This window comes from Acinetobacter sp. 226-1 (assembly GCF_030329325.1).
GTDB lineage: Bacteria > Pseudomonadota > Gammaproteobacteria > Pseudomonadales > Moraxellaceae > Acinetobacter > Acinetobacter sichuanensis.
The window spans coordinates 522,423-543,411 of record NZ_JACANU010000003.1 but is presented as its reverse complement, the minus strand read 5'-3'; the positions used below and the strand labels follow the sequence as shown (position 1 = coordinate 543,411).

Genomic DNA, 20,989 nt, shown 5'->3' with positions numbered 1-20,989 from the left:
TCCCCACTTGTTTCTAAGTGGGGACTAAATTAAGGCTTATAGGATGAATTCAGAAGGTGTGTTCAGCGGACGCTTACTTTATTTCGAGATCTGAGCGAGGTGCAGGACTATACAACTGACTGGCAGTACTTTTATAATCATGAACGACCTCATATGTCAGTAAATGGTTGTCCACCTATTTTTAAACAATAACAAGGGCTTTAGATTTTCTACCCATTAATTCAATTAAAAATGGGGGTATTACCGAAATCATAAATTGATCAGTAAATTAATCAGTTTTAAAAAGTTCCTCTTGGTGTAATTCAGCGATAGGTCTATGTAGGGTAACAGGCGCTATGTCATCTAACTCATTAAGCTGAACAGATCGTGGGCGACCAATACATGCTAGATGTAAGCAAAATTTAAATGCAGCAAGAGCATGACCATCTTTTACTGAGTAGAGTTGTAGACGAGGAAATTCCTCTTGAGTTGATGGATGTTTATCTGTTGATGCTTTTGCTAATTTGAAAAGTTGAGGCTGTTGTTTAGCATCTAACTTTGTTTGCAAATCTTGTCCAAGTAAGTGCCAAAATTTGGCAGGAAATAAAGCCTTAACTTGGGAGTAAAAATGTTCGAGTTGATCGATATCCTTCCAGCGATAATGGATACCTGTGTGTGATGCGGTCACTCGATTCAAAAATATATTCAGGACGCATGCAATTTGTATTGGATTTTTACGAGCTATTTTCTGTAGATGTTCAAAAAAATAAGTCACCGCATGAAGCTCTTCAGCGCTATCAAGCATTGCTGGTTTTAAGTGGGTTGAGCTATCAATACTAAATAAACGAGGATTCCCTTTTTTTGATTTAATGTTTGCTAAATTTAGAGCATTTTCATACCAATAATTGACGAGTTCTTCTGGCAAGCACATACGTTGAGCTGTACTTTTAGGATCTTTAGTAGTCTCCAATATATTGAGCGTTTCATAGAAGCGTTGAAGTGAAATTTTAGAATCTTCTGTTCCAACAAAGAAAGCAAAAAAATCATGGGATTGATCTATTTGTAACGACAGTTCATCTAAAATGTCAGTAGCATTACTTTGAAGCCATTTTGTTTGATCATTCAATAATATTGTGGCTAGAGCACTCTGGTTCTTTTCAAAATTAAAGTCTTTTTCATCATTTGTTATTTTCAAATTTTTAAACGTTGCATTGTGGCCCATAATTTTTTTAGCCAATTCATTAGGCATATCTGGATGATGTTTTAGTAGTTTTTGACCAGCTATGAGATAACTTAAATGAATATAGCTTTTGAATGTTTCAACTGGCTCTATATGTCCTAAGAGATGTGCAATAACAAACCAATGGTTTTGTCCATGTTGATTTTGAAGTAGCTCAGCTCGAATTTTTTGATATTCGTTTTCGCTATAGTCAGTTAGCTTTTGCACAAGTGGTGCATATTCACAGTTCAGTAAAAGCGATAAATGATTCGCTGCAGTGTGACGAAAAGAGTGAAAGGAGTAATGATGCCCTTTAAAGACCTGATTTAATATCAGTTTTAGGGGCACAGTAACAGTGTGTTTATTCAGTTTTTTATTTTCATTCAAGTTGCTGAATAAATATAAACTTTTCTTATCCTCTAAACGTTTTTCAACAACGAAATCGCTAAAGAATTGGTACTCATCATCTTTTAGCAAAGCGTATGCAGGCACAATCCGTTCCGCACTATCCGTTTTGAGCAGATGTTGATTCCCTTGTTTTTTTGAACCATAAGGTTGAACCCAGATAGAAAATTGATTTAAACCCTCGATATCTTTTACACGTAACCCGAGTATTTCGTTAATACGCATACCAGTACGGTAAGCCAAAATATAAATGATTTTTAATAATTTATAGTGATGGTCTGAGATGGATTGGTCATGTAAGAGCTGATTTAACTTCTTTAATATTACTTGGAAGGCTGTGTGACCAATGATGCGTGCACGAGGTCGACTTTGCGATGCGATAAATTCAATTTCGAAATCTTCTGCTTGAAAAACAATTTGTTGGAATGTGTGAAAGCGCTTCAACATGCGGATCGTTTGGTCTTTAGACCTCTTAAATTCGGGTTGATTGGCTTCGTCAGCAAGGCGTGTATTGCTAATGATTTGTTGATAGATTTTGTTCAGCAGATCATTAATGTCATCGTCGGCATCGAAGTATTGTAAGGCATGAGTTAAAAACGGTTCTGCGATCCGGGTGTAATATGTATAGATTGAACTATCTACGAGTTTTTGATTGTCTTGAAATGCCTTCGTGTACTGAGTTGTATCAAAATCAAAGGTAGCTGATAATTTTTTTATTTGCTCTGAACTTGGTCGATAGAGACTGATGAGCCACAAAATAATACGTTTAGAAAACTCATTAAACTGCTCTTGATGACGCAGGCAAAAATCAATAATGAGTTCAGCAATAGGTTGCTCCGTTGATGATGTGCGAATCATTTTCAGCAAGTTTTTATGAATAAATATTATATTTTCTAGTGCTTCAGACGTATTGAGATCTGGTAGGGCTTTGGCTGTAGAAGAGACATTTCGTTCGATTTCATCACTTAATTGAGTTTTAAATTTTGGGAGAGCAAAGTTTTCAAACTCATGTTCTGATAAACCACACGTGAGAGTGTTTTCTAACAAACATTGTGAAAGGGCAGGATCAACATCTGCATTCGGCAGTTGTAGCCAATTAAAATTGGCGTAGTCACGTAAAAACTTAAAAGTCTTGTTGGTGTATGGATGTTTTATTTTTTGAAAAATGAGGTGCAGATACGCATTCACGTCTAGACTGATGTCACGAATTTGTCTTGTATTGAAATGAATGAGCCAAAGGCGTGTGAGTTCATCTGGAACAAAATTACGCGATTTACGTATCGTTTTTTCATCAACAAATAGATCGCCATAGCTTGGAGAAAGTGGCTCTAAAAAGATGATATTAAAATCGCAAATTTTTTGGATTTTTCCAGGGTTTTTTAAATGTTCGAGCAAAGCATTTAGTGTTGCTGTTTGACTTAGTCCACCATATAGCATTGAGCAGAGCAAGATATTCGCAATAATTTCATCATCAGAAAACGTCGAGCTATCTTGAGCAAGAATCCAGTAGTCCCAAAGTTTTTCTATAATGATGTCAATTTCATGACCGGCCTGGATCCAATCTAAAGTGAAAATAGGTTCATCGCGTTTCATCTCGAAGGTGAGATGGGGTAAGGGCAAGTCTTGGTTATTATTCTGATTGAGCGCTTTGATGTATGTGCGGAAGAATTCATGCGCATATTTTTTCCAAGCGAGATTGGGTGCTTTACGTTTAATAAACTCATAAATCGCAGGGTAAGCTTGAATTAATTCGTCATTTGAGAATTTTTGTTCATCCAAATATTGTTGAAGTTCATTCTCAGCATCAGCACGTAAGTTTTGTTCTAGCTCTTTGCGTTGGAATTGACGTCTATCTTCAGCGTAGCGTTTTTTGGAAGTTTTTTTATTGAGTGATGACATGTACTTCAATCCCAACGATTTTAAATTGACTTCTCATTTGCTCTAAAACATCTGCAATTTTAGAAAATTGAGAGAGCGATAAACTGGAAAATGGATGTGCTGCTTCTTGTTGCATGAGTTCATGCCCAAATAGAGCTAAAATTTCTGGTTCAGAAATTTTATAAGTTAAAAATGCACGAGCTGTATGGCGATGCCAATTTGCATGATCAAGTCCTAATTTAGGGTGGAAATCTTTGACTGTAGAAGGACTTAGTGGTTTCCACTCATCATTTTGGATGATTCCCAAAAAGGGCAGCTTACTTGCTTCTATTTGTTGTATGACATCACTTAAAGCTGGATGACTCATCATGATTTGAGTCGAAAAATATTCTAAAAATTTAAGGAATTTTTTTATCTCTTCAACTAAAAATGAACAAAGCGGAATGAGGCGTCCGAATCCATTACGGCCGCCTACTTCTTTGTCAGAAACCATCAAAATTTGGCGTTTTAAATTAAAGTTTTTAAGAAATCCAGGGAATTCAGCAACGGGGCGTGCTGCTGTAAAAAGAAGGAGGATATGCCATAGCCAGATATTATAATGATTAAAGATTGAAATTAGATCATCTTCGGCTTGTGAAAAAATATTAAATTTCAATACAGCAAAAATCTCTGTAATGACCTGTGGTTTTGGAGCTTTACGACTACCAAAATGAGTTATTGAATCAGGGAGCGAACGTACACAGCTTTCATATGTGCTTGCTACATCTGCACAAAGTGATTTTAGAATATCAATATATTGTGCATGTAATCGTAGGATATTCTGATGACAATAAGAAACAGATGATGACTGATTGGCATCAATCCCTGTGATTAAATCTGCGAGTTGTTTATTCCCTGTTTTTGCAAGAACCGTATGATGCAGTAGAGAACTCACCTTTACGACAGACAGTTTTGGAATCAATAATTCTTGTCTTAATTTGCGTAAATATTGTTGTATATCATCGAAACTAACCGAATCCATTTTGCGGAGATCCTCAATGAATAGATTAGGGATTGGAATGTCTAAATAGATCGTCTGATTGAGCAAGCTGTCTGAATACTCAAAATCACGGTTCTCAAATACATTAAATTTACTGCTTAAGAAGAATTGATCATTTTTATTGATCATTTTTTGGCGGTTATTTAAGTTTTTAGCTCGCTTGCTTTGTATATATAGCCACTCATTCACACTATTACCGGTCAAAAATGCGAGCATTAGGATCAAAGCACTTTTATTTTGATGTTCAGAGTAGTCCACATGAAGTCTTTTCAGTAGATGGTTCACGCTAGATGGATTCGGAAAAAAACTACTCGACGTGAGTAAATGTTCTTTGCGTTGAATATGTTTTGCAACAAGCGGTAGAACATAGCTTTGACTCGTTTCTGAATGTGCTGCGAGTGGTGTAATGTTAATTGGATCAACAATTATCTGTCGATCAACAGGCTCATCAATTAAGGTTTCTATATTTAGTGCTTTAGATTTCCCCCCTTTTTTGATTTCGATACTTTCTTCAATGAATTGTTCTTCATCAAGAAACTGATGTTGAAGCTGTGTATCGATACTTGCACGTGCAATCTTCGCTTTGTTTTTTAAAACGTAGTTAAAAGTAATGCGAATATCATTGAGTAGATTGCGATCAAACTCAGGCAATTCATCCGTATCTAATGTGATCAGATGTTGAATAAATTGTTCTAAGCTCTGTGTTGGATCTTGAAGATAGGTACTCCAGAGACGTTGATACTCTTCTGTATTTTGATATTTTTTTTCAGTATCTAAGTTTTTATTTGCAGTTCTAAAACGTTGAAATAAGCGCTTTACGGTATTGAAGTGTTCTGTGTGTGCTTGTTTAAAAAGATCTGGCTTGAGCTCAGGAAGAGCAATTAAATAAATGGCCGCTTTCAAAACTAGAATATTCCAATTTTTTGCATGCGTCTGCGATTCAGGTAATTGCGCAATTGAATTGATATATGACGTAATGGGTAAATCACTAATCTTAACTTTTTTAGTGAAAGCGATTACCGGTGGTGTCGGCAGCTGCGAATCAAACTCTACATCGATATCAAAGTAATCGAGATTGAGACCAACCAAAAAATTGTCAGTCTGTTGAGAAAACAATAGTTTAGCCACAAAATTAATATGTTTGGCACGCTCAAATTGCTCATCGCCAAACAGTTTTTCAAGCATTTTTTGCAATGAAATAACTGGCAAATCAATATGCTCGTTTAGATCGTTCGACACTATGATCTCCAAATTTTTTCTGTACTTAGGCAACTATCAGAGTGATCAACGAGTTCTTTTACACATCTGCTGTTGAGTGATAATTCATTAATAATATGTGTGCGCTGTTGATTAATATTTTTAATCCGCTGATTCAGTTGATTTCGTGAACATGAAAGTAGTTGTGCTAGCAATTCCAGACTCATTTGATGATGTGGCTTTAAAGATGATTCTTTGTTAATGGTTAATAGTGTTTGACGTGAAAGATGTGTGTTAATTAAATGCAATGTTTTTCGTGGATTTAACGACCGAATATCAAATTTTGAAGTTTTGATGAATTGAATAAATTCACGACTGCATAACTCTATGAGAAATGCTAATTCCTCATCTGAAAAATTTGGTTGTTGATGAATAACTAACGAAACCTCCTTAATATCCTGCTTTAAATAGCTAATATATAATTGAATATTATTGAGAATGGTGTAGCCATCAAATTCTGAGGTTTTCCACACATGGAGCTCTTTTATACGATTAGAAATATCTAAATCTGCAGCGAGACTTTTAAACATATTTAAGTAGCACAGGTTGAAACCATAAGCACGTGGATGAATGATGATTCTGCTTTTTTTGAAATTTTTTAGAGTACTTATCCGTGTTGCTGGAAACTTTAAAAGTAGTTCAGATGTCAAATCCATGTGTGCTATTGAATAAAAATAATACAGTAATATTCACGTATATTTAGGGTTTTTGAATATGGCAGGAGGCATCATTTTTTTCTTGTTTTTAAAGTTTATTTATTATTGAAAGTTTCAAATTTTCCTCCTCGAGTGGATACTCACTATTAGTTAGCTATATTTGTGAGTTGGCAAAAAATATCATGTTTCTATTATGATGTTCACATAGCTGATTAGAATGAATAGGTTAGGGATGAGTACAGCTGATTATTACAATAATAATGCTCAAATTTTTTTTGATAATACATACCGAGTTGACATGCAGAGTTTGTACGAACCTTTTTAAGTATTTACCTACACAATTAAAGATTTTGTACTTGGGCTGTGGGTCGGGTGGTGACACTTTGTATTTCAAAAATAGAGGGTATCAAGTTGATGTAATAGATGATTCGGCTGAGCTGGTAGTTAAGGTGCGAGAGCTCACAGGAGTTAAGGTTAATCAGTTGAGTTTTTCTGCGTCGCAGATTCGGCCTTGACATTAAAAAAAAGCGAGCAGATGAGTTTATGTTTGATGAAAATTTTGACCCCTCAACCTTAGATGGGTTTGGGTTGAAGTGAACCTATCATCGCGACAGGTTCTAAGAATCCAGAAAATACTGATTCAGATCCAAGCCAGCAGCTTCATTTTTAATGGCGAGTAAGGGATTCAGGAAAAATATTGTTCTTTGCTTCGAGGTCACTGAGTTCGGAAAAGGCTTGAATACCGCCTGCGGCTTTAATTCCATCTAAAGCGACAGATAGAGCTTCCTGATCTGATGGGAATGTTTCATCCCATACCGTAGAAGTACCATTTTGGTTTACCACTTCCAGTGTCCAGTCACTATCAGGTAATCGATAAATTAGAATTTCAATTTGCTCATTATCCTCTTGTAAAACTTGAGATAAGGGAGAGTCGATTAAATCATTTTCATCATAATCCAGAGTACTGTCATTATCAGACATCAGCGGCAGCCTTTATTGTATTTAACATCCGTCCATAGTAATGAATGAATTAAATTTTGCCTAGCAGTGGATATTATGGGGTACAAAGAATGGCTAAATTCAAAAAATAATTGCCCCGACAATAAAACAAAATAATCCAAAAATTACCCAAATCCAGACATTCGATTTGGGTTTCTCAGTATGTGATGTATAGAGTGGTTGTTGTTCCTGAACAGGATTCTCTTGGTTGCCAGCTCTGTTCTTATAGGGCTGGTGTTTTGAATAGGATAGGCCTGTGCCAGGAATACCAACGCTGGTTCGCGTACCTTTTTTGCCAATATTTAAAGAAGCACCAGGTTTGCCAATGCTCGCGCTACTAATGCCTTTATGCGTCAGATTGATTTTTAATCCAGGTAATATTTTAATACTCTTGCGAAATCTGAAGCCCATATTTTTTCCATTTACAAGAACCAGTTTGGTTTCTATTTCAGTTGTCCGGATACAGTGAAATAAGAGTTTGATTTATTCATAGGACTGATCATTTGACTTATCTATTGAAATATCAGTATGTTCTTTAACATAAGATATTGGCTTTTAGACAATGAATCAAACATTAAATTATTACAATCAACATGCTCAAGCATTTTTTGAAAATACCTATCAGGTTGAAATGGAAAGTCTATACGCACCATTTCTAAGATATTTGCCGGAACAGGCATTGATCCTGGATTTGGGCTGTGGCTCGGGGCGGGACACTTTGGCATTTAAGAAAAAAGGCTATCAAGTTGAGGCAATTGATTATTCTGCCGAGCTGGTTGAAAAGGCGAGAGAGCTGACAGGCATCGAGGTACGTCAGCAAAGTTTTTATGAGCTGAATGAAGTAGCTAAGTATGATGGTATTTGGGCTTGTGCTTCTCTTTTGCACTGTGAAAGAGATCGCTTGACTGAAGTGCTGGTGTGCATATTTAAAGCATTAAAGCCAAATGGTGTGTGTTATATGTCTTTTAAATGTGGCGATACAGACCGTGAGAAAGAGGGACGTAGCTTTACTGACTTGAATGAACAGCAAGCTCATGAATTAATCAAGCAGATTGATCAGGCTTTACTGTTACAGCAATGGATTACTGTAGATAAACGTCCAAGCCGTACAGAAGAGTGGTTAAATATCCTGATTAGAAAAATGCAGGCTTAGACATGTTGTTTAGTACAGCCGAAATACCAACACCTCAAGAACAGCTAAAATTCTTGAAGTATATTCAGCAGATATTGCACTCAGGAACTTTTACGTCGACATATAAGTTTGCTTTGCTGATGAGTATCACACGTCTGGCGATTGAACAGGGTCAAGATACCGAAGCTGTGTTGTATTTGGACTATCAGGATATTGCTGAAAAGTTTATTGACCTGTACTGGAAACAGTCACTGCCGTTTCAGTTCAACCACTATGAACCTTTTATCCTTAAACAAGCCACTGGACAGCAAGCAAAAATCATCAGTGAGATTAAAAAGGCACAGCAAGAATTCAAAACCTTGGGAACGTTGAGAAGGGATGTGCATTACTGGAACAGGCTAAAGCGGACAGTTGCAACAACGGTAAAGCAAATGCCAGTAGTGTATTTGCAGAATCTGAATGGCCAAACTATAGAGTTTCTCTATTGTCTTAAAGATTCCAAGCAGTCCCTCAAGCTGTTACCCAAGGTGATGTATTGCTTGAGACAGTTTAGTGAAATTATTGAAGAGCTGTGCCAGAAGCGCTGGATTGACTTTGTCCGGCTGAATAAGCAGAACCTGGTTGTATTAGATGGGTTACCTGACCTAGATGAATTCATGTTTGCACCGAGTCGTAACCAACTAGGACAGGTCGCAGACTTTCTGATTGATTTGCAAGAATGCCAGTGTTTTTATTGCGGTAAAAGCCTAAAAAACTCCAAATATGCAGTAGATCATTTTATTCCATGGTCTCTATATCCTGCGGATACCGGACATAACTTTGTCCTAGCGGATGAAAAATGTAATTTACAGAAAAGCAATTATTTAGCATCGCAGCAACTCTTATATCAGTGGCAGGAGCGTAATCATCTGCATGATCAATCCATTACACGAGAGATTTCTCAATTAGGTTTTCTAACCGATCTGCAACGTTCGCATCGGGTTGCCGATTGGGCGTATAAGCAGGCAATAGAGAATGAATATGTAGTTTGGTTGGGGGGGAAAGAGAAGAAGATATTATCTCATCCAATATCTGCTATATTTTGATGCTATTTATTTTATAAATTTTAATTAGGGGGTTCATTTGTTAGTTGTTGCTGAATTTTTGCAAAATTACTATATTATTCCTGCGCTTATGTTTATTTTTGTATTAGCGGTTGGCGTTAGATTTTTTTTTAAATATATTCAACCTGCAAAAAAAATAAATACTGATTTATTGTTTATTCGTAATTCTTTCAAGGAGATTGATAGAAATAATGTGAATAAGCATGAATTGGATAATAAATTTGCAGATAACTTACTTTTAAAACATGCTTGGTCTAATTATAAAAGTTCGTTTCATGATATCTATGAAACAGTAGATGGTGAGAATATTTTAATCACCTCTCGGGCAACGGCTCCTAGTGATGTATTTTTTACACAATCTGCATTGGTTGATACGCCATTAAAAGTAGAATTTTATAAACATTTACCTGGAATTATTACAGGTGTTGGGATTATTGCGACATTTACGGGATTATTATTTGGTTTATTTGCATTTGATCCTGCAGGTGATCCTGCCAAGGTACAAGACAGTTTGGCATTATTATTAGGTGGAGTTGGTGAGGCTTTTATTGCATCTGGTTTAGCTATTTTAGCAGCTATGCTCATTACTTGGCGTGAAAAATCTTGGTTAAGAAAATGTTATGAAAGTTTAGAAATTTTAACGACAGAAATTGATAAGCTTTTTGAAACTGATTCCACTGGAGAAGAGTATCTAGCTAAATTATTAAAATCCTCTCAAGCAAACGAAACCAATGCTCGTCAATTAAAAGATAGCCTTGTTAATGACTTAAAAGTCATGATGACGAATTTGGTTGAGGAAAATAAAAAGAATCAGATTGCTTTTGCTGCACAGTTAAGTGAAAGCTATGCGAAATCAAGTCAGGATATGGCGACTCAGATTGGTCAATCGATTACGGATACCTTGCAAGCACCTCTAGATAAAATTGCGTCTAGCGTACAACAAGTAAGTGGTGACCAAGGTTCAGCTGTCCAAGAACTCATGACTGATGTGCTTACAGCCTTTATGAGTAAATTGGAGTCTACGTTTGGCAGTCAAATGACGGGCATGAATGAGATGATGACTCAATCAGTATCCGCCATGAAGGAGATGCAATTAGGCTTTTCCCAATTACTGACAGATATGAAAATTAATAGTGAAACTTCGACGAAAACATTAGAAATACAGATGTCGAAAATGATTGAAGATATTCAACAAAAACAAAATGAGATGACTGATCAAATGAATTTAATGGTGGATCATTTATCTCAAGGTGCCGCAAAAATTGGAGAACAAGGTCAACATGCGATTGAGCAGTTAAATGGCAAAGTCTCGGAGTTGATGGGGAATCTAGGTGGAACGATGTCTGAGTTAATGTCAGATGTCACGAAACAGCGTATGGAACAAGATCGTGTGATTCTAGAAAATCAGCAAAAACTGCACGAACAATCATCTGCATTAATTGATAATTTAGGAACTGAAATTAAAGATTTGATTGCACACAGTCAAAATGCGGTCCAAGTATATAAAGAAAATATTCAGAAATTATCTCAAGTGACAACGGATAGTATTACGGGTATGAATAACGGTGCTGAAAAAATGCGCTTAGCTTCTGAACAGTTTAATACTGCGGGCAGTTCTTTGATTACAGTGACTGATAAGACATCACAGCTAATTGCAGAAGTAAGTACCACCTCTACGCATTTGACCAGCGCAAGCAGCAATTTAATCTCTCTATTGAAAGACTATAAAGACTCACAAGAGAGTGTCAAACAGGCAATCAGTACTTTAGATGGTTTGATTAAACAAGCTCAATCTGAAGCTGGTATGAGTACCAAAATGCTTGAAGATATGAATCACATGACAAATGCATTGAATCAAGTGAAGAAAGAAATGCAGGATTATCTTGAGCAAGTCAGTGATGTGCTGGTGAAAGGTTTTGACAGTTTTGGTTCCTCAGTGGAAACCAGCTTAAATCATTCTTTAGGAGCTTTTGATAATACCCTTGATCAAGCTGTAAAACGCCTTGCAACTGGTGTAGAGGGCTTGGGTAATTTTGTAGAAGATCTGGAAGATCTTGTACAACAAAAGAAAAACTAATTTTGGGGTACATGATTAATGTTAGGTAACAGGTACTCTAAGAAACCACGTTCTAAAGATGATGGTGAAAAACCTTTTTGGATTTCATTCGCTGATTTAATGACAGCATTAATGACCTTGTTTTTAGTCGTAATGGCTGTGTCATTAATGGTCGTAACGAAAAAAATCAATGAAGCGACTCAAGCCGAAAATCAACGTAGTTCAGAGATTTTGGATATTTGTACTAGTATTCAAAATGACGCCGCGTTGAAAAACAAGATTATTGCTGTTGATTGTAAGGACAATCGTATCAACTTTGGAGAAGCTGGTCGGTTTGGCCATAATGACTACCGGTTAAATGCAGCAGGTGTAGAGGCATTAAATACGTTAGTACCCATTGTTTTAAATGCTGCTAATAGTGAAAATGGAAAAAAATGGTTTAAACAAATTGTGATTGAAGGATTCACAGATACGGACGGTTCATATCTCTATAACTTAAACTTAAGTTTACGTCGTTCAGAATGGGTCATGTGCAATTTACTCGATCCCAAGTTTAGCCAAGGGTTAAGTTTAACTGAAGCACAAAAGAACCAGGTTAAACAATTATTTTTAGCTGGTGGGGTCTCTTTTAATTCAGCTAAGGATAGTAAAGAAGCCTCACGTCGTGTTGAGCTACGGATGCAATTCTATGGTTTAAAAGAAAAAGAGAACGCTGAACCGCAACCTCATTTTGTTTCAGCACCTGTTGAAACATGCCAATTGACACGGTGATAGTGATGAGTATTGCGAATCTGAAACGTCGTCTTGACGAAAAAATAAGTGTATTTTCTGAACCAACTCATATACAGACTAAATTTGTTAGACCTCAGCGTTTAATGAAAACATTGTCGATTATTGAGCATAAACTCGATGATCTTGAAAATGTACAACCATTAGAAGAAAAAATTATCAAATCAGTTCTCAAACTTGAACAACATGGGTTTGATGGGATGACTAAACGAGATTGGAAAAATTTGGCTTGGTCTCTCAGTAAAAAACTGCCCAATTATGAAGAAAAACTTTTATTCACACCTGTAGGTGTAAGATTAATTGATTATTTCAACCAATTGGGAATTGACCAACTCCAGTTTGTTTATTTTCCACTGTTGTATAGTTATTTTGCTTTTGAGCAACATGAACTAGAAAACTTACCTAGTAATTGGATTCAGTTAAGAAAAATACTAGATGAAAATAAATCTTCGATATTTAAAGCTTCAACTCGGCCTAAAAAATGGATGACGACTCTTATAGATAATTCAGAGGTTTTAACCACAGAACCTACGAAAAAATTTGTACGTGAATTTTTACAAGATAATGATGAAAACAGAGTTGCTAATCAATTAGAAAGTTTAAGAATAGCTTCGGTTAGTTGGTTTTGGGATGATTTGATTCGATCTGCAATTAAGTCGATCAAGACAATGAAAGAAGATGAGTATTTTCAAATTATCCCACGTTTTTTAGTATTGCTTGAAAAAAATAAAATATATGCGACGGATATTTTAGCTGCGCTTCTAGAACGGTATGCTAGTACCTCTCAGAGAGAGAAAGTACATGAGGTATTAAAACATCTAGCATTGGATCAGTGGGGTAATCCTCAGTATGAATCATCAGCGGGATGGAATAACGTAAATGTTGATACCAAAAAAATGGTGATTCAGTGGTTTGTAAGGGCAGATTTAGAAGCTTTTTTCAATTTATTCAGTCGCGTAGCAGATATAGAACGTTTTAATTACTGGATTAAATATATTGATAAGATTTCTTTTTCCCAGATTTTCTTAGGTCCTAATGCATTACACTCGACTCAGGCAGAGCATATTAAATTTAGAGAAATGAATAAAGGAAGGCTAAAACGTTTAACTCGATCGACTGCAAATAATAATGCTTTTATGCTCAAAATTGAAAATGTTTATGTTATGGATTTTTCGAGTGTAGGTAATGCTTGTTATATTACAAATTCAATACCTTATAGTGAAAGAGCAAGGGAGGTCAGTATTGATGAGCTCAAACCATGGGTACACTTATTAAAATTAAGTCATACACCAGGTTGGCAAATACGATTTGATGAAAAATTAGCTGAATTGGGAATCTTTTCCAGTCAAGCAAATAATTCTAATTCAAGATATAAAAGGCATTATTAAAAGGTAATGGCATGAAGCTAGCATTCTGGAAAAAGAAAAAAAGTACTGACTCTGTTGTTGAAGATAACTTGGTGGTGAGTATAAAGTCTTTACAATATGATGAAGTAGGATTGATTTATCCTTATCAACAAAATGCTAAAACTGATGCTGATTTTTATTGGGAAAGTCTAGAAGAAGAAGATATCGCGTATCTCCTGGATGATCAGTATGTATTGCCATGGGAGGAGCTGTTTCAGCTACAGCAAAATCCCGAACATAGTAACGTACTTAATTTACTCAACTTACCTAGTCCAACAACTTTACATCCAGTGATTCGTAGTGAGGGAGGATTAAGTGATCCTGATTTTAAAATCATTCTGGATGGATGGTGTGATCAAAATAGGATTAAGTCTAAAGGCCTAATTAAACGAATAGGTGCGGTACTGAATGTTGATGGTCAAGAATATTTACTGAATGAAACGACTTGGAAACTTGTAGAAAAAGTTAAAGAATTTGCTCGTATTTCAAATAAAGATAATAAGCTAAATCAAAAGTATTGGGCTCAAATACGAAGTTTAGCCAATCGAAGTCAAGCAAATTTAGATGAGTTTCTTCGTAAGACCGTGGTACTTGCACCTGAAAAATTACAATTGAATCTACGTAAAAACTTGATTAGTCAGGAATCAGTTGTAGAAGTACAGCCCGACTTTGATGAGGCACCGTCAAATTGGTTGCAAACTTTTGATCGCTATAATCAGGTACAAGATCAATATAGCATTAGCCTACCAGATGGTGGAGTCGCTCATGTAGTTATTGATCCTCAAGTCAAAAATGTACTGAGTGAAATTAAAAAGATGCCGAATAGACGTGTATCTGGTGAGCGCGCTCAAACATTTTTGCATAACCCCTTCGCGCAATTAGGAGATGATGCCACAGAGGTCATCTCTCCTGAAGGTTTTGAAAAATCAAAGCAAGATGCAGAAATCTATAGTTACAGCTTACAGATAGATAAATTTTATAATGAGTTAGCGCATTATGTTTCTGCTCAATTAACTCTTAATGAAAATTCTGGCCGTGAACAACAATCGATTCTGTTGGAACTCTCCAATCTAGAGCAAACAAAATATTTTATCTCTGCTTATGAAAAGCCATCACCAATTTTCATATGGGCGGGTTATACAATTGATAAAACGAGCTATTTAGATCATCAGGTTCAAGAGTTAAAAAGTGATCTAACAGAAATCCAAAAATACGAAGATGAGTTACAAGCACAGCAAGTTTTAGATCTATCTAATTACAGTGATCGGGTCATTGGTATCGGTGAAGCACAAAAACTAAACTCTGAGTTTATTCAAAGAGACAGTGGTGAATCAGAGTGGTTGCCACAGCATCTCATGGAGTTGGAGCAACAACTGCAAGATCGCTTCTCCGATGAGGTATTAGAGTTGCTTGAACAGCGTATCAAGCAGGCTGAGCAAGAAGGTAAAGATCAGGTTCTAATTCCTAATGCGAACACTGAAGTCTCAGTAGATGACGCTAAAAAATTATTAAATAGTCTGAGTGATTCAAATAGAAAAGAAGCAATTGAAACATTAGAAGAACCTACGGTTAATCTACAGAAAAAAAAGAAAGATACATTACTCATCGCAAATAACATTGATAAAGCTGAGTTTACTAAACAACGAGCAGATCAATTGGTTTTTGATGAGAAGAACCATCCTCCGGCTAGATTACCTTTAAGTTTCAGAAGTCAGGAATTCGGTTTAAAACCGCATCAGGAGTATGGGGTTGCATGGTTGCAGAATCTACATCGATACGCACCAGAACAGGTAAGTGGTTGTCTTTTAGCAGACGATATGGGATTGGGTAAGACTTTACAATTGTTGTGTTTTATTGGTGAATATTTAGAAAATGCAAAAGATAAAAAACCAGTTTTAGTGGTTGCTCCAGTTTCATTATTAGAAAACTGGGAGGCAGAAGCAAATCGGTTCTTTAGTGCTAAATTTGCTAAAATCCTAAGTCTATATGGTGAGAATTTAAAAGATCGAAAAATTCCCAAGCATTTAATATCTGCTCAATTAAGAGATGATCATGGTATTACCCATTTGCTTGAAGAAGATTGGCGAGGTGATGCGGATATTATCCTCACAACCTATGAAACGATGCGTGATCTAGAGTTTTCTTTAGCACGAATTGATTGGGGAATTATGGTTTGCGATGAAGCACAAAAAATTAAAGTTCCTACAGCAATGGTGACTAAAGCGGCTAAAGCTCAAAAAGCGGACTTCAAAATTGCATGTACAGGCACTCCTGTTGAGAACTCATTGACTGATCTATGGTGCTTATTTGATTTTATCCAAGAAAATTTGTTAGGGTCATTGAATGAATTTGGAAAAACTTATCGTCGCCCTATAGAAAATCTTGATAATGTGGATAATGAAGTATTGGAACAATTACGAAACTTGATTGCACCACAAGTTTTAAGACGAATGAAACATGATGTTGCTGACTTACCAGAAAAAATTGAAGTAAATCATTGTAAAAATATTACGATTTCTTCACTTCAACGTCAATTATATGCCGATGTAATTAATCGCTACAGAAAGTTGTCTGAAGAAGGTAATCAAGGTGCGATGTTGGCTTCACTGCACAGTATGCGAATGATTTGTGCACATCCATTCCAATTGCAACCGAATGCTTCAATTCATGAATCACCTAAAGTAGATTGGTTGATTAAAACATTAGATGCAATTAAGGCAAAGAATGAAAAAGTTATTATTTTTACTGAATTTAGAGATATTCAAGTATTCCTGAAACGGATTCTTCTAGAACGATTCGGCTTAAATGTTACAACCGTTAATGGGGATTCAAATACAAGCAGCAAAAAAGGTTTAACACGGCAAAATCTTATTGATAGATTCCAAGCAACTAGTGGTTTTAATGTAATTATTTTATCAACCACTGCTGTAGGTTTTGGCGTTAATATCCAAAAAGCTAATCATGTCATTCATTATACGCGCAGTTGGAATCCTGCCAAGGAAGATCAGGCAACTGACCGTGCGTATCGTATAGGACAAGATAAAGAAGTTTTTGTTTACTACCCATCAATAGCAGCAAATGATTTTGATACTTTTGAGATAAAATTAGACCGACTTTTATCAAGTAAGCGGGCTCTGGCAGATGATATGCTGAAACCAAATACTGATCTAGGTAAGGAATTGATCCACTTAATTTAAAAAAAGAGAAGTTAAAAAGAGCCGTCTAACAAGGCTCTTTTTTGCAAGTAGTATTAAGTAATCCTTTGATCTGCCCAGTAGCATGGAACAATGATCAAATTGTTTTCATGTAATCGTGACCATAATCGGGCACCTAAATCCCGCTGTAGAGTTTGGACTGTGAAATTGGAAATCAGCAGGGTAGATTTCATGTTGTCATAACGGCTATATAAGACCTTATGAACCATCTCTAGGCGTTTTTCGTGCCGGTCATGCAGGCCATATTCATCAATCACCAATAAATCAAAACTGGAGAAATGGTCAATAACTTCCTTTTCAGAGCGTGAGGCATCTGACCAAGTGTCCATCATTTTTTGAGCGATTTCTGCACTTGTATAATAGCGTGCAGATTTTGTACTGTTATGCAGAATGTTGCGAATAATTGATGCACTCAGATGGGTTTTACCTGTACCCGGTGTACCAATCATCAACATGTTCGGATTGTGGCCAGAAATAATCTGCTGTGCAAAAGCCTGACATAGTTTGATGGCATTGTCTTGAGCAGGACATGCAACTACAAAATTCTTGAAGCCACGGTCCAGATAGCGTTTATTGAGCCCTGAGTTTTTGATTTTCTGTTGTAGCAATCGCTGTTGCAGTTCATCCTCATAGGCTGCATGTGAGTGATGGACAGTTTCTTTGGCACACAATTTACAGAGCCTGTGACCTGCAATTTCCATCAGGGGTATATGATGGGTAGGACAGAGTGTTTCCGTTGTTTCTGCGTGAAACTGGAGTGTTTTAAGCATGGTATTCATGATCACTCTCCTAAATCCATTTGGAATTTTCTAAAAAATCCTCATTTTTTTCTTCAAAATTTGAAGATGAAGATGAAGATGAAGATGAAGATGAAGATGAAGATGAAGGGCATGGTTCAAGCATGACTTGAGTAATACTCGGGCTCTTCTCAGGAGTTGCTTGAGCATTTACTTTTCGTTGCTTGGTTGATGCTTGAGCATTACTTGCGGATTTATTCCAGCGTGCTTGAGCTGCATTTTTAGCTTTATCAGATTTCATCTGTTGATTTTGCAACGCTTGGTTTTTTAAACTGGTTAAAAAACTTGAAAGAATTTGTTCAGATTCGACTTCAAATAATTCCAATGCTGTCAGCGTATTCAACAAAGTTTTAGCCTTGGTATGCTGCGGTAATTTCGTGATGCTGCATACCGTTGCTAAATCATGAGGAATAGCTCCATTTTTCCAGAAATCCATCATTAACAGCAGTGCTGCACCGATTTGCTCTGCAGTCATTCGTGCAAATTTTGCCTGTAAGTCGCCAATATAGAGTGGCATCCAAATTGAAATATCTTTATGCATATGTTCACCTTTTTATAGGTATAGAGGGGCTAAGGTCATCAATTAGATAACCTTGTATATTTATTTGATCAGGGAGCCAGGCTCATTAACCGGATGCGGGCCTGTTGGGCCAGGTCGTCGTAATGGGCTTGCCCTTCATCCAGCATTCGCTGTAACCAAAGTCTTAATGCTTGGTGATCATCGAAGCATTTATTGATTTCCAGCAAAAAGGCCAGATTGTGCAGTTTGGGAATGTGTAGCTCATGGATTAATTCACGAGCGACCATATCTGCTTCAGGACTGACGACCACACCACCAAAGAAAGCTTTACTATTCATGTGCAAGCTCCTCCGTATTTAGTTTTTCCAGCATGGCTTCAAATGCACTGCCATCGCGGCGCGTAACATTGGGAATGTAGCGGCTATAGACCCGGAACAGCATTTCAGTCGTTGAATGGCCCAGCTGGCGTGCGATCCATTCTGGATTCTCGCCTGCCGACAGCCAGAGCGTTGCAGCGGTATGACGTGTTTGATAAGCACGACGAGGCTTTAGTCCTAAATAGCGTAGCAGGGGATGCCAGACACGTTTATTCACTAAACGGTAGTCTAGAGGACCACCATCACGGTTGCAGAAAACAAAACTGGATTTACCATTATTTAAGCTTTTCTGTTGCAGAAAGGCTTGGTACACCCGGTCATTCATCTGGATCGTGCGGTCAGAACCATACGTTTTGGTTCCACCAAGAACACCATTCACTAACGCTTCACGGATATGGATCTCACGACGTTGCAAGTCGATATTTTTCCATTGAAGGCCATCGATTTCACTGGTGCGCATACCCGTAAAAAAGCGGATGGTGTAATAAGGTTTAAAGTCGTCACGAACAGATGTAATAATTCGCTGAACTTCTTCAAGAGAGAAAGGCGTGACTTCAATCCGACCTTCTTTCAAACTTTTTATGTTTTTGTAAGGGCTATCAAAATCATATCGTTCGGATGCGCTATCTAGTATCATACGAAGTACTGTCATAATCTGGTTGATTCGTGATGGTGAAAGGCATTCTTGGTTATTTCCGTATGTCACTTTGGCGAGGGATGAACGGAATCCAAGGATGTCTGACTTTTTGATGTTAATAACAGGAATTGTTCCGAAATATGGAGTTAAATATTTTCGAATAACAATCCTAATTTTTTCTGCATAGCTGCTACGCCATTCTATTTCTTTATCAGCAACCCATATTTCACAGTACTTAGAAAAAACAGGTGCTTTAGAACTCACTGCATTGATTTGGTTTTCAGCAGCTTTAATTTCTGCCAGTCGAGCACTTTTGGGAAAATATTTTGCATAATCAAATACACCTAAGAGCATTTCAGCTTCCATACGTTCAATCGCTTTTTCAAGTTTTTTACGATTGTTAGGTGTATCTTCCATTGCAGTTGTTTCACGGCAACGCTTATTTAAGTACCGAAAATCAATTGTAAGCTTGCCGTATCTTGTACGGATTGAGGCCATGTGATTGAACTCCTATTGTAGTTGTAGGCTATGAAGAGAGCCGAACGAGGTTTTTGTCATATCTTCCTCAATGCGTTCCCAAACAAAAAGAATTTTGCGCCCACCAAATGGGCGAATGTAATGAACGCCTTCAAGTAAGACGCTATCTTTGAGTTGATTTCGGATAGTACGCTCGTTGTAATGAATTCGTTCCGAAAGTTCTTTTGTAGTAAGATACGTGAAGTTCATATGTATATCCTTTTAAAAAGTATCACAATGATGTTATTTAAGATTACAATGCAATACTATAAGCATTTAATACATCATGCAAGTACTTTATTACACAATGGTGGTAATTAATGATAGTTTGCAATTTGCCAGTCTTATTAGCAGAACGCAGAATGAAGGTTGCGGATGTTGCGCGTGAAACAGGGATGAGTAAAACCACTCTGCATAAACTTTATAATGGTCAATCGACTCGTATTGATTTTGAAACTATTGAGAAGCTCTGTTTATTATTAAATGTAGAGGTAGGAGATCTTCTGAAATTACAAGCTGAAGAATCTTAAGACGATGAAATATTTATGAAATTAAGGTGACCAAATTTGGTCACCTTATTTTTTTAGAGTATTTTTGATTGTGGGACAAGTATGTAGATGTTGAGTTAAGTAGGACTGAATTTTAAAAACTTAAAATGATCTGTATTTGTCGAGAGTTTTATTGCGTGACCAAATTTGGTCACGATCCTATTTGATCTTGTAAAAATATTGAATTGAAAATAATAGAAGTCTAATGACATAGAAATTTTCGGTGGAATAATTTTTTAAGCAGTTTTAGAAAGGGGTTCTTATCTTTTTGATTTATTGAAGGCACTTTTTGGTCACTTATGGTCACCTGCAAATTGAAGACGTTGGGATAGACGTTATTTGAAAGCAGTCTAAAAAGCTTTCTTATTTTAAAAAATATTATAAAATCAACAATAAAAAAGCCCCAATCTTTCGATCAGGGCTTTTTTGAATCTGGAGCGGGAAAGGAGACTCGAACTCCC

At 36.6% G+C, this 20,989-nt stretch carries 18 protein-coding genes, 1 tRNA gene and 1 pseudogene (1 of these 20 running past the window's edge); 9 read left to right on the top strand and 11 right to left on the bottom strand.

Annotated elements, in window-relative coordinates; genetic code table 11:
- Positions 1-78: 78 nt before the first annotated feature.
- Positions 79-192: pseudogene (locus HX124_RS08665) on the top strand (integrase core domain-containing protein); the annotation flags it as partial.
- Positions 193-268: 76 nt separating this feature from the next.
- Here HX124_RS08665 and HX124_RS08660 read toward each other — a convergent pair.
- Genes HX124_RS08660 through HX124_RS08650 form a run of 3 tightly spaced genes read right to left on the bottom strand, consistent with a single transcriptional unit; the run spans position 269 to position 6,433 of the window.
- Entirely contained in the window at positions 269-3,502 is a 3,234-nt protein-coding gene (locus HX124_RS08660) for a site-specific integrase (RefSeq protein WP_286382847.1), read from the bottom strand.
- Entirely contained in the window at positions 3,486-5,759 is a 2,274-nt protein-coding gene (locus HX124_RS08655; protein ID WP_286382849.1) for a hypothetical protein, read from the bottom strand. The genes HX124_RS08660 and HX124_RS08655 overlap by 17 nt, the downstream gene beginning before the upstream one ends.
- On the bottom strand, positions 5,759-6,433 hold the full coding sequence (locus tag HX124_RS08650; protein WP_087013839.1) for a hypothetical protein: 675 nt from the start codon (positions 6,431-6,433) through the stop codon (positions 5,759-5,761). The genes HX124_RS08655 and HX124_RS08650 overlap by 1 nt, the downstream gene beginning before the upstream one ends.
- Before the next feature lie 260 nt (positions 6,434-6,693).
- On the opposite strand from HX124_RS08650, the gene HX124_RS08645 reads away from it, so the two are divergent.
- Entirely contained in the window at positions 6,694-6,948 is a 255-nt protein-coding gene (locus HX124_RS08645; protein ID WP_025469532.1) for an SAM-dependent methyltransferase, read from the top strand.
- A gap of 151 nt (positions 6,949-7,099) precedes the next feature.
- Here the strand turns inward: HX124_RS08645 and HX124_RS08640 are convergent, their stop codons facing one another.
- Entirely contained in the window at positions 7,100-7,414 is a 315-nt protein-coding gene (locus tag HX124_RS08640) for a hypothetical protein (protein WP_004835523.1), read from the bottom strand.
- 99 nt (positions 7,415-7,513) lie between these two features.
- Positions 7,514-7,843: a DUF4236 domain-containing protein gene (locus tag HX124_RS08635; protein ID WP_225530336.1), complete on the bottom strand. Its 330-nt coding sequence runs from the start codon at positions 7,841-7,843 to the stop codon at positions 7,514-7,516.
- Between the two features lie 151 nt (positions 7,844-7,994).
- Between HX124_RS08635 and HX124_RS08630 the strand changes: the two genes are divergently transcribed.
- The 6 genes from HX124_RS08630 to HX124_RS08605 are packed head-to-tail and all read left to right on the top strand — an operon-like array spanning position 7,995 to position 17,115.
- Positions 7,995-8,585 carry a class I SAM-dependent methyltransferase gene (locus HX124_RS08630; RefSeq protein WP_120367699.1) on the top strand — a complete coding sequence of 197 codons (591 nt, stop codon included), beginning with the start codon at positions 7,995-7,997 and terminating at the stop codon, positions 8,583-8,585.
- A 2-nt stretch (positions 8,586-8,587) separates the two neighbouring features.
- Positions 8,588-9,649, top strand: coding sequence for an HNH endonuclease (locus tag HX124_RS08625; RefSeq protein WP_286382852.1), 1,062 nt, complete (start codon positions 8,588-8,590; stop codon positions 9,647-9,649).
- 37 nt (positions 9,650-9,686) lie between these two features.
- Positions 9,687-11,744, top strand: a complete 2,058-nt coding sequence (zorA, locus tag HX124_RS08620; RefSeq protein ID WP_120367697.1) for an anti-phage ZorAB system protein ZorA — start codon at positions 9,687-9,689, stop codon at positions 11,742-11,744.
- An 18-nt stretch (positions 11,745-11,762) separates the two neighbouring features.
- On the top strand, positions 11,763-12,494 hold the full coding sequence (gene zorB1 / locus HX124_RS08615; RefSeq protein WP_031980558.1) for a type I Zorya anti-phage system protein ZorB1: 732 nt from the start codon (positions 11,763-11,765) through the stop codon (positions 12,492-12,494).
- Positions 12,495-12,499: 5 nt separating this feature from the next.
- Positions 12,500-13,900 (top strand): EH signature domain-containing protein, encoded by a 1,401-nt coding sequence (locus HX124_RS08610; protein ID WP_286382856.1) that lies wholly within the window; start codon positions 12,500-12,502, stop codon positions 13,898-13,900.
- 11 nt (positions 13,901-13,911) lie between these two features.
- Entirely contained in the window at positions 13,912-17,115 is a 3,204-nt protein-coding gene (locus HX124_RS08605) for a DEAD/DEAH box helicase (RefSeq protein ID WP_286382858.1), read from the top strand.
- A gap of 53 nt (positions 17,116-17,168) precedes the next feature.
- Here HX124_RS08605 and HX124_RS08600 read toward each other — a convergent pair whose 3' ends face one another.
- The 5 genes from HX124_RS08600 to HX124_RS08580 all read right to left on the bottom strand — a co-directional run bounded on the left by HX124_RS08600 (position 17,169) and on the right by HX124_RS08580 (position 20,190).
- On the bottom strand, positions 17,169-17,912 hold the full coding sequence (locus tag HX124_RS08600) for an ATP-binding protein (RefSeq protein ID WP_120367694.1): 744 nt from the start codon (positions 17,910-17,912) through the stop codon (positions 17,169-17,171).
- A 10-nt stretch (positions 17,913-17,922) separates the two neighbouring features.
- Positions 17,923-18,471, bottom strand: coding sequence for a DUF1376 domain-containing protein (locus HX124_RS08595; protein WP_286382861.1), 549 nt, complete (start codon positions 18,469-18,471; stop codon positions 17,923-17,925).
- 68 nt (positions 18,472-18,539) lie between these two features.
- Positions 18,540-18,788 carry a hypothetical protein gene (locus HX124_RS08590; protein WP_130130609.1) on the bottom strand — a complete coding sequence of 83 codons (249 nt, stop codon included), beginning with the start codon at positions 18,786-18,788 and terminating at the stop codon, positions 18,540-18,542.
- Positions 18,781-19,962 carry an Arm DNA-binding domain-containing protein gene (locus HX124_RS08585; protein ID WP_286382863.1) on the bottom strand — a complete coding sequence of 394 codons (1,182 nt, stop codon included), beginning with the start codon at positions 19,960-19,962 and terminating at the stop codon, positions 18,781-18,783. Before HX124_RS08585 ends, HX124_RS08590 begins: the two co-directional genes overlap by 8 nt.
- Positions 19,963-19,974: 12 nt before the next feature.
- Entirely contained in the window at positions 19,975-20,190 is a 216-nt protein-coding gene (locus HX124_RS08580; RefSeq protein WP_004684369.1) for a hypothetical protein, read from the bottom strand.
- A 110-nt stretch (positions 20,191-20,300) separates the two neighbouring features.
- Here HX124_RS08580 and HX124_RS08575 point away from each other — a divergent pair, with 110 nt between their 5' ends.
- Positions 20,301-20,510, top strand: a complete 210-nt coding sequence (locus HX124_RS08575; protein WP_084792783.1) for a helix-turn-helix domain-containing protein — start codon at positions 20,301-20,303, stop codon at positions 20,508-20,510.
- A gap of 451 nt (positions 20,511-20,961) precedes the next feature.
- Here HX124_RS08575 and HX124_RS08570 read toward each other — a convergent pair.
- Positions 20,962-20,989 (bottom strand) — tRNA-Gly (locus HX124_RS08570); it runs 148 nt beyond the window's last position.

Bases quoted from the DNA above. Each gene is read 5' to 3' on its own strand.
- HX124_RS08590 (WP_130130609.1), bottom strand. From the start codon at position 18,788: ATGAATAGTAAAGCTTTCTTTGGTGGTGTGGTCGTCAGTCCTGAAGCA.
- HX124_RS08610 (WP_286382856.1), top strand. From the start codon at position 12,500: ATGAGTATTGCGAATCTGAAACGTCGTCTTGACGAAAAAATAAGTGTA.
- HX124_RS08630 (WP_120367699.1), top strand. From the start codon at position 7,995: ATGAATCAAACATTAAATTATTACAATCAACATGCTCAAGCATTTTTT.
- HX124_RS08575 (WP_084792783.1), top strand. From the start codon at position 20,301: ATGATAGTTTGCAATTTGCCAGTCTTATTAGCAGAACGCAGAATGAAG.
- HX124_RS08600 (WP_120367694.1), bottom strand. From the start codon at position 17,912: ATGAATACCATGCTTAAAACACTCCAGTTTCACGCAGAAACAACGGAA.
- HX124_RS08625 (WP_286382852.1), top strand. From the start codon at position 8,588: ATGTTGTTTAGTACAGCCGAAATACCAACACCTCAAGAACAGCTAAAA.
- HX124_RS08580 (WP_004684369.1), bottom strand. From the start codon at position 20,190: ATGAACTTCACGTATCTTACTACAAAAGAACTTTCGGAACGAATTCAT.
- HX124_RS08640 (WP_004835523.1), bottom strand. From the start codon at position 7,414: ATGTCTGATAATGACAGTACTCTGGATTATGATGAAAATGATTTAATC.
- HX124_RS08645 (WP_025469532.1), top strand. From the start codon at position 6,694: ATGCTCAAATTTTTTTTGATAATACATACCGAGTTGACATGCAGAGTT.
- HX124_RS08585 (WP_286382863.1), bottom strand. From the start codon at position 19,962: ATGGCCTCAATCCGTACAAGATACGGCAAGCTTACAATTGATTTTCGG.
- HX124_RS08595 (WP_286382861.1), bottom strand. From the start codon at position 18,471: ATGCATAAAGATATTTCAATTTGGATGCCACTCTATATTGGCGACTTA.
- HX124_RS08605 (WP_286382858.1), top strand. From the start codon at position 13,912: ATGAAGCTAGCATTCTGGAAAAAGAAAAAAAGTACTGACTCTGTTGTT.
- HX124_RS08660 (WP_286382847.1), bottom strand. From the start codon at position 3,502: ATGTCATCACTCAATAAAAAAACTTCCAAAAAACGCTACGCTGAAGAT.
- zorB1 (WP_031980558.1), top strand. From the start codon at position 11,763: ATGTTAGGTAACAGGTACTCTAAGAAACCACGTTCTAAAGATGATGGT.
- HX124_RS08650 (WP_087013839.1), bottom strand. From the start codon at position 6,433: ATGGATTTGACATCTGAACTACTTTTAAAGTTTCCAGCAACACGGATA.
- HX124_RS08635 (WP_225530336.1), bottom strand. From the start codon at position 7,843: ATGGGCTTCAGATTTCGCAAGAGTATTAAAATATTACCTGGATTAAAA.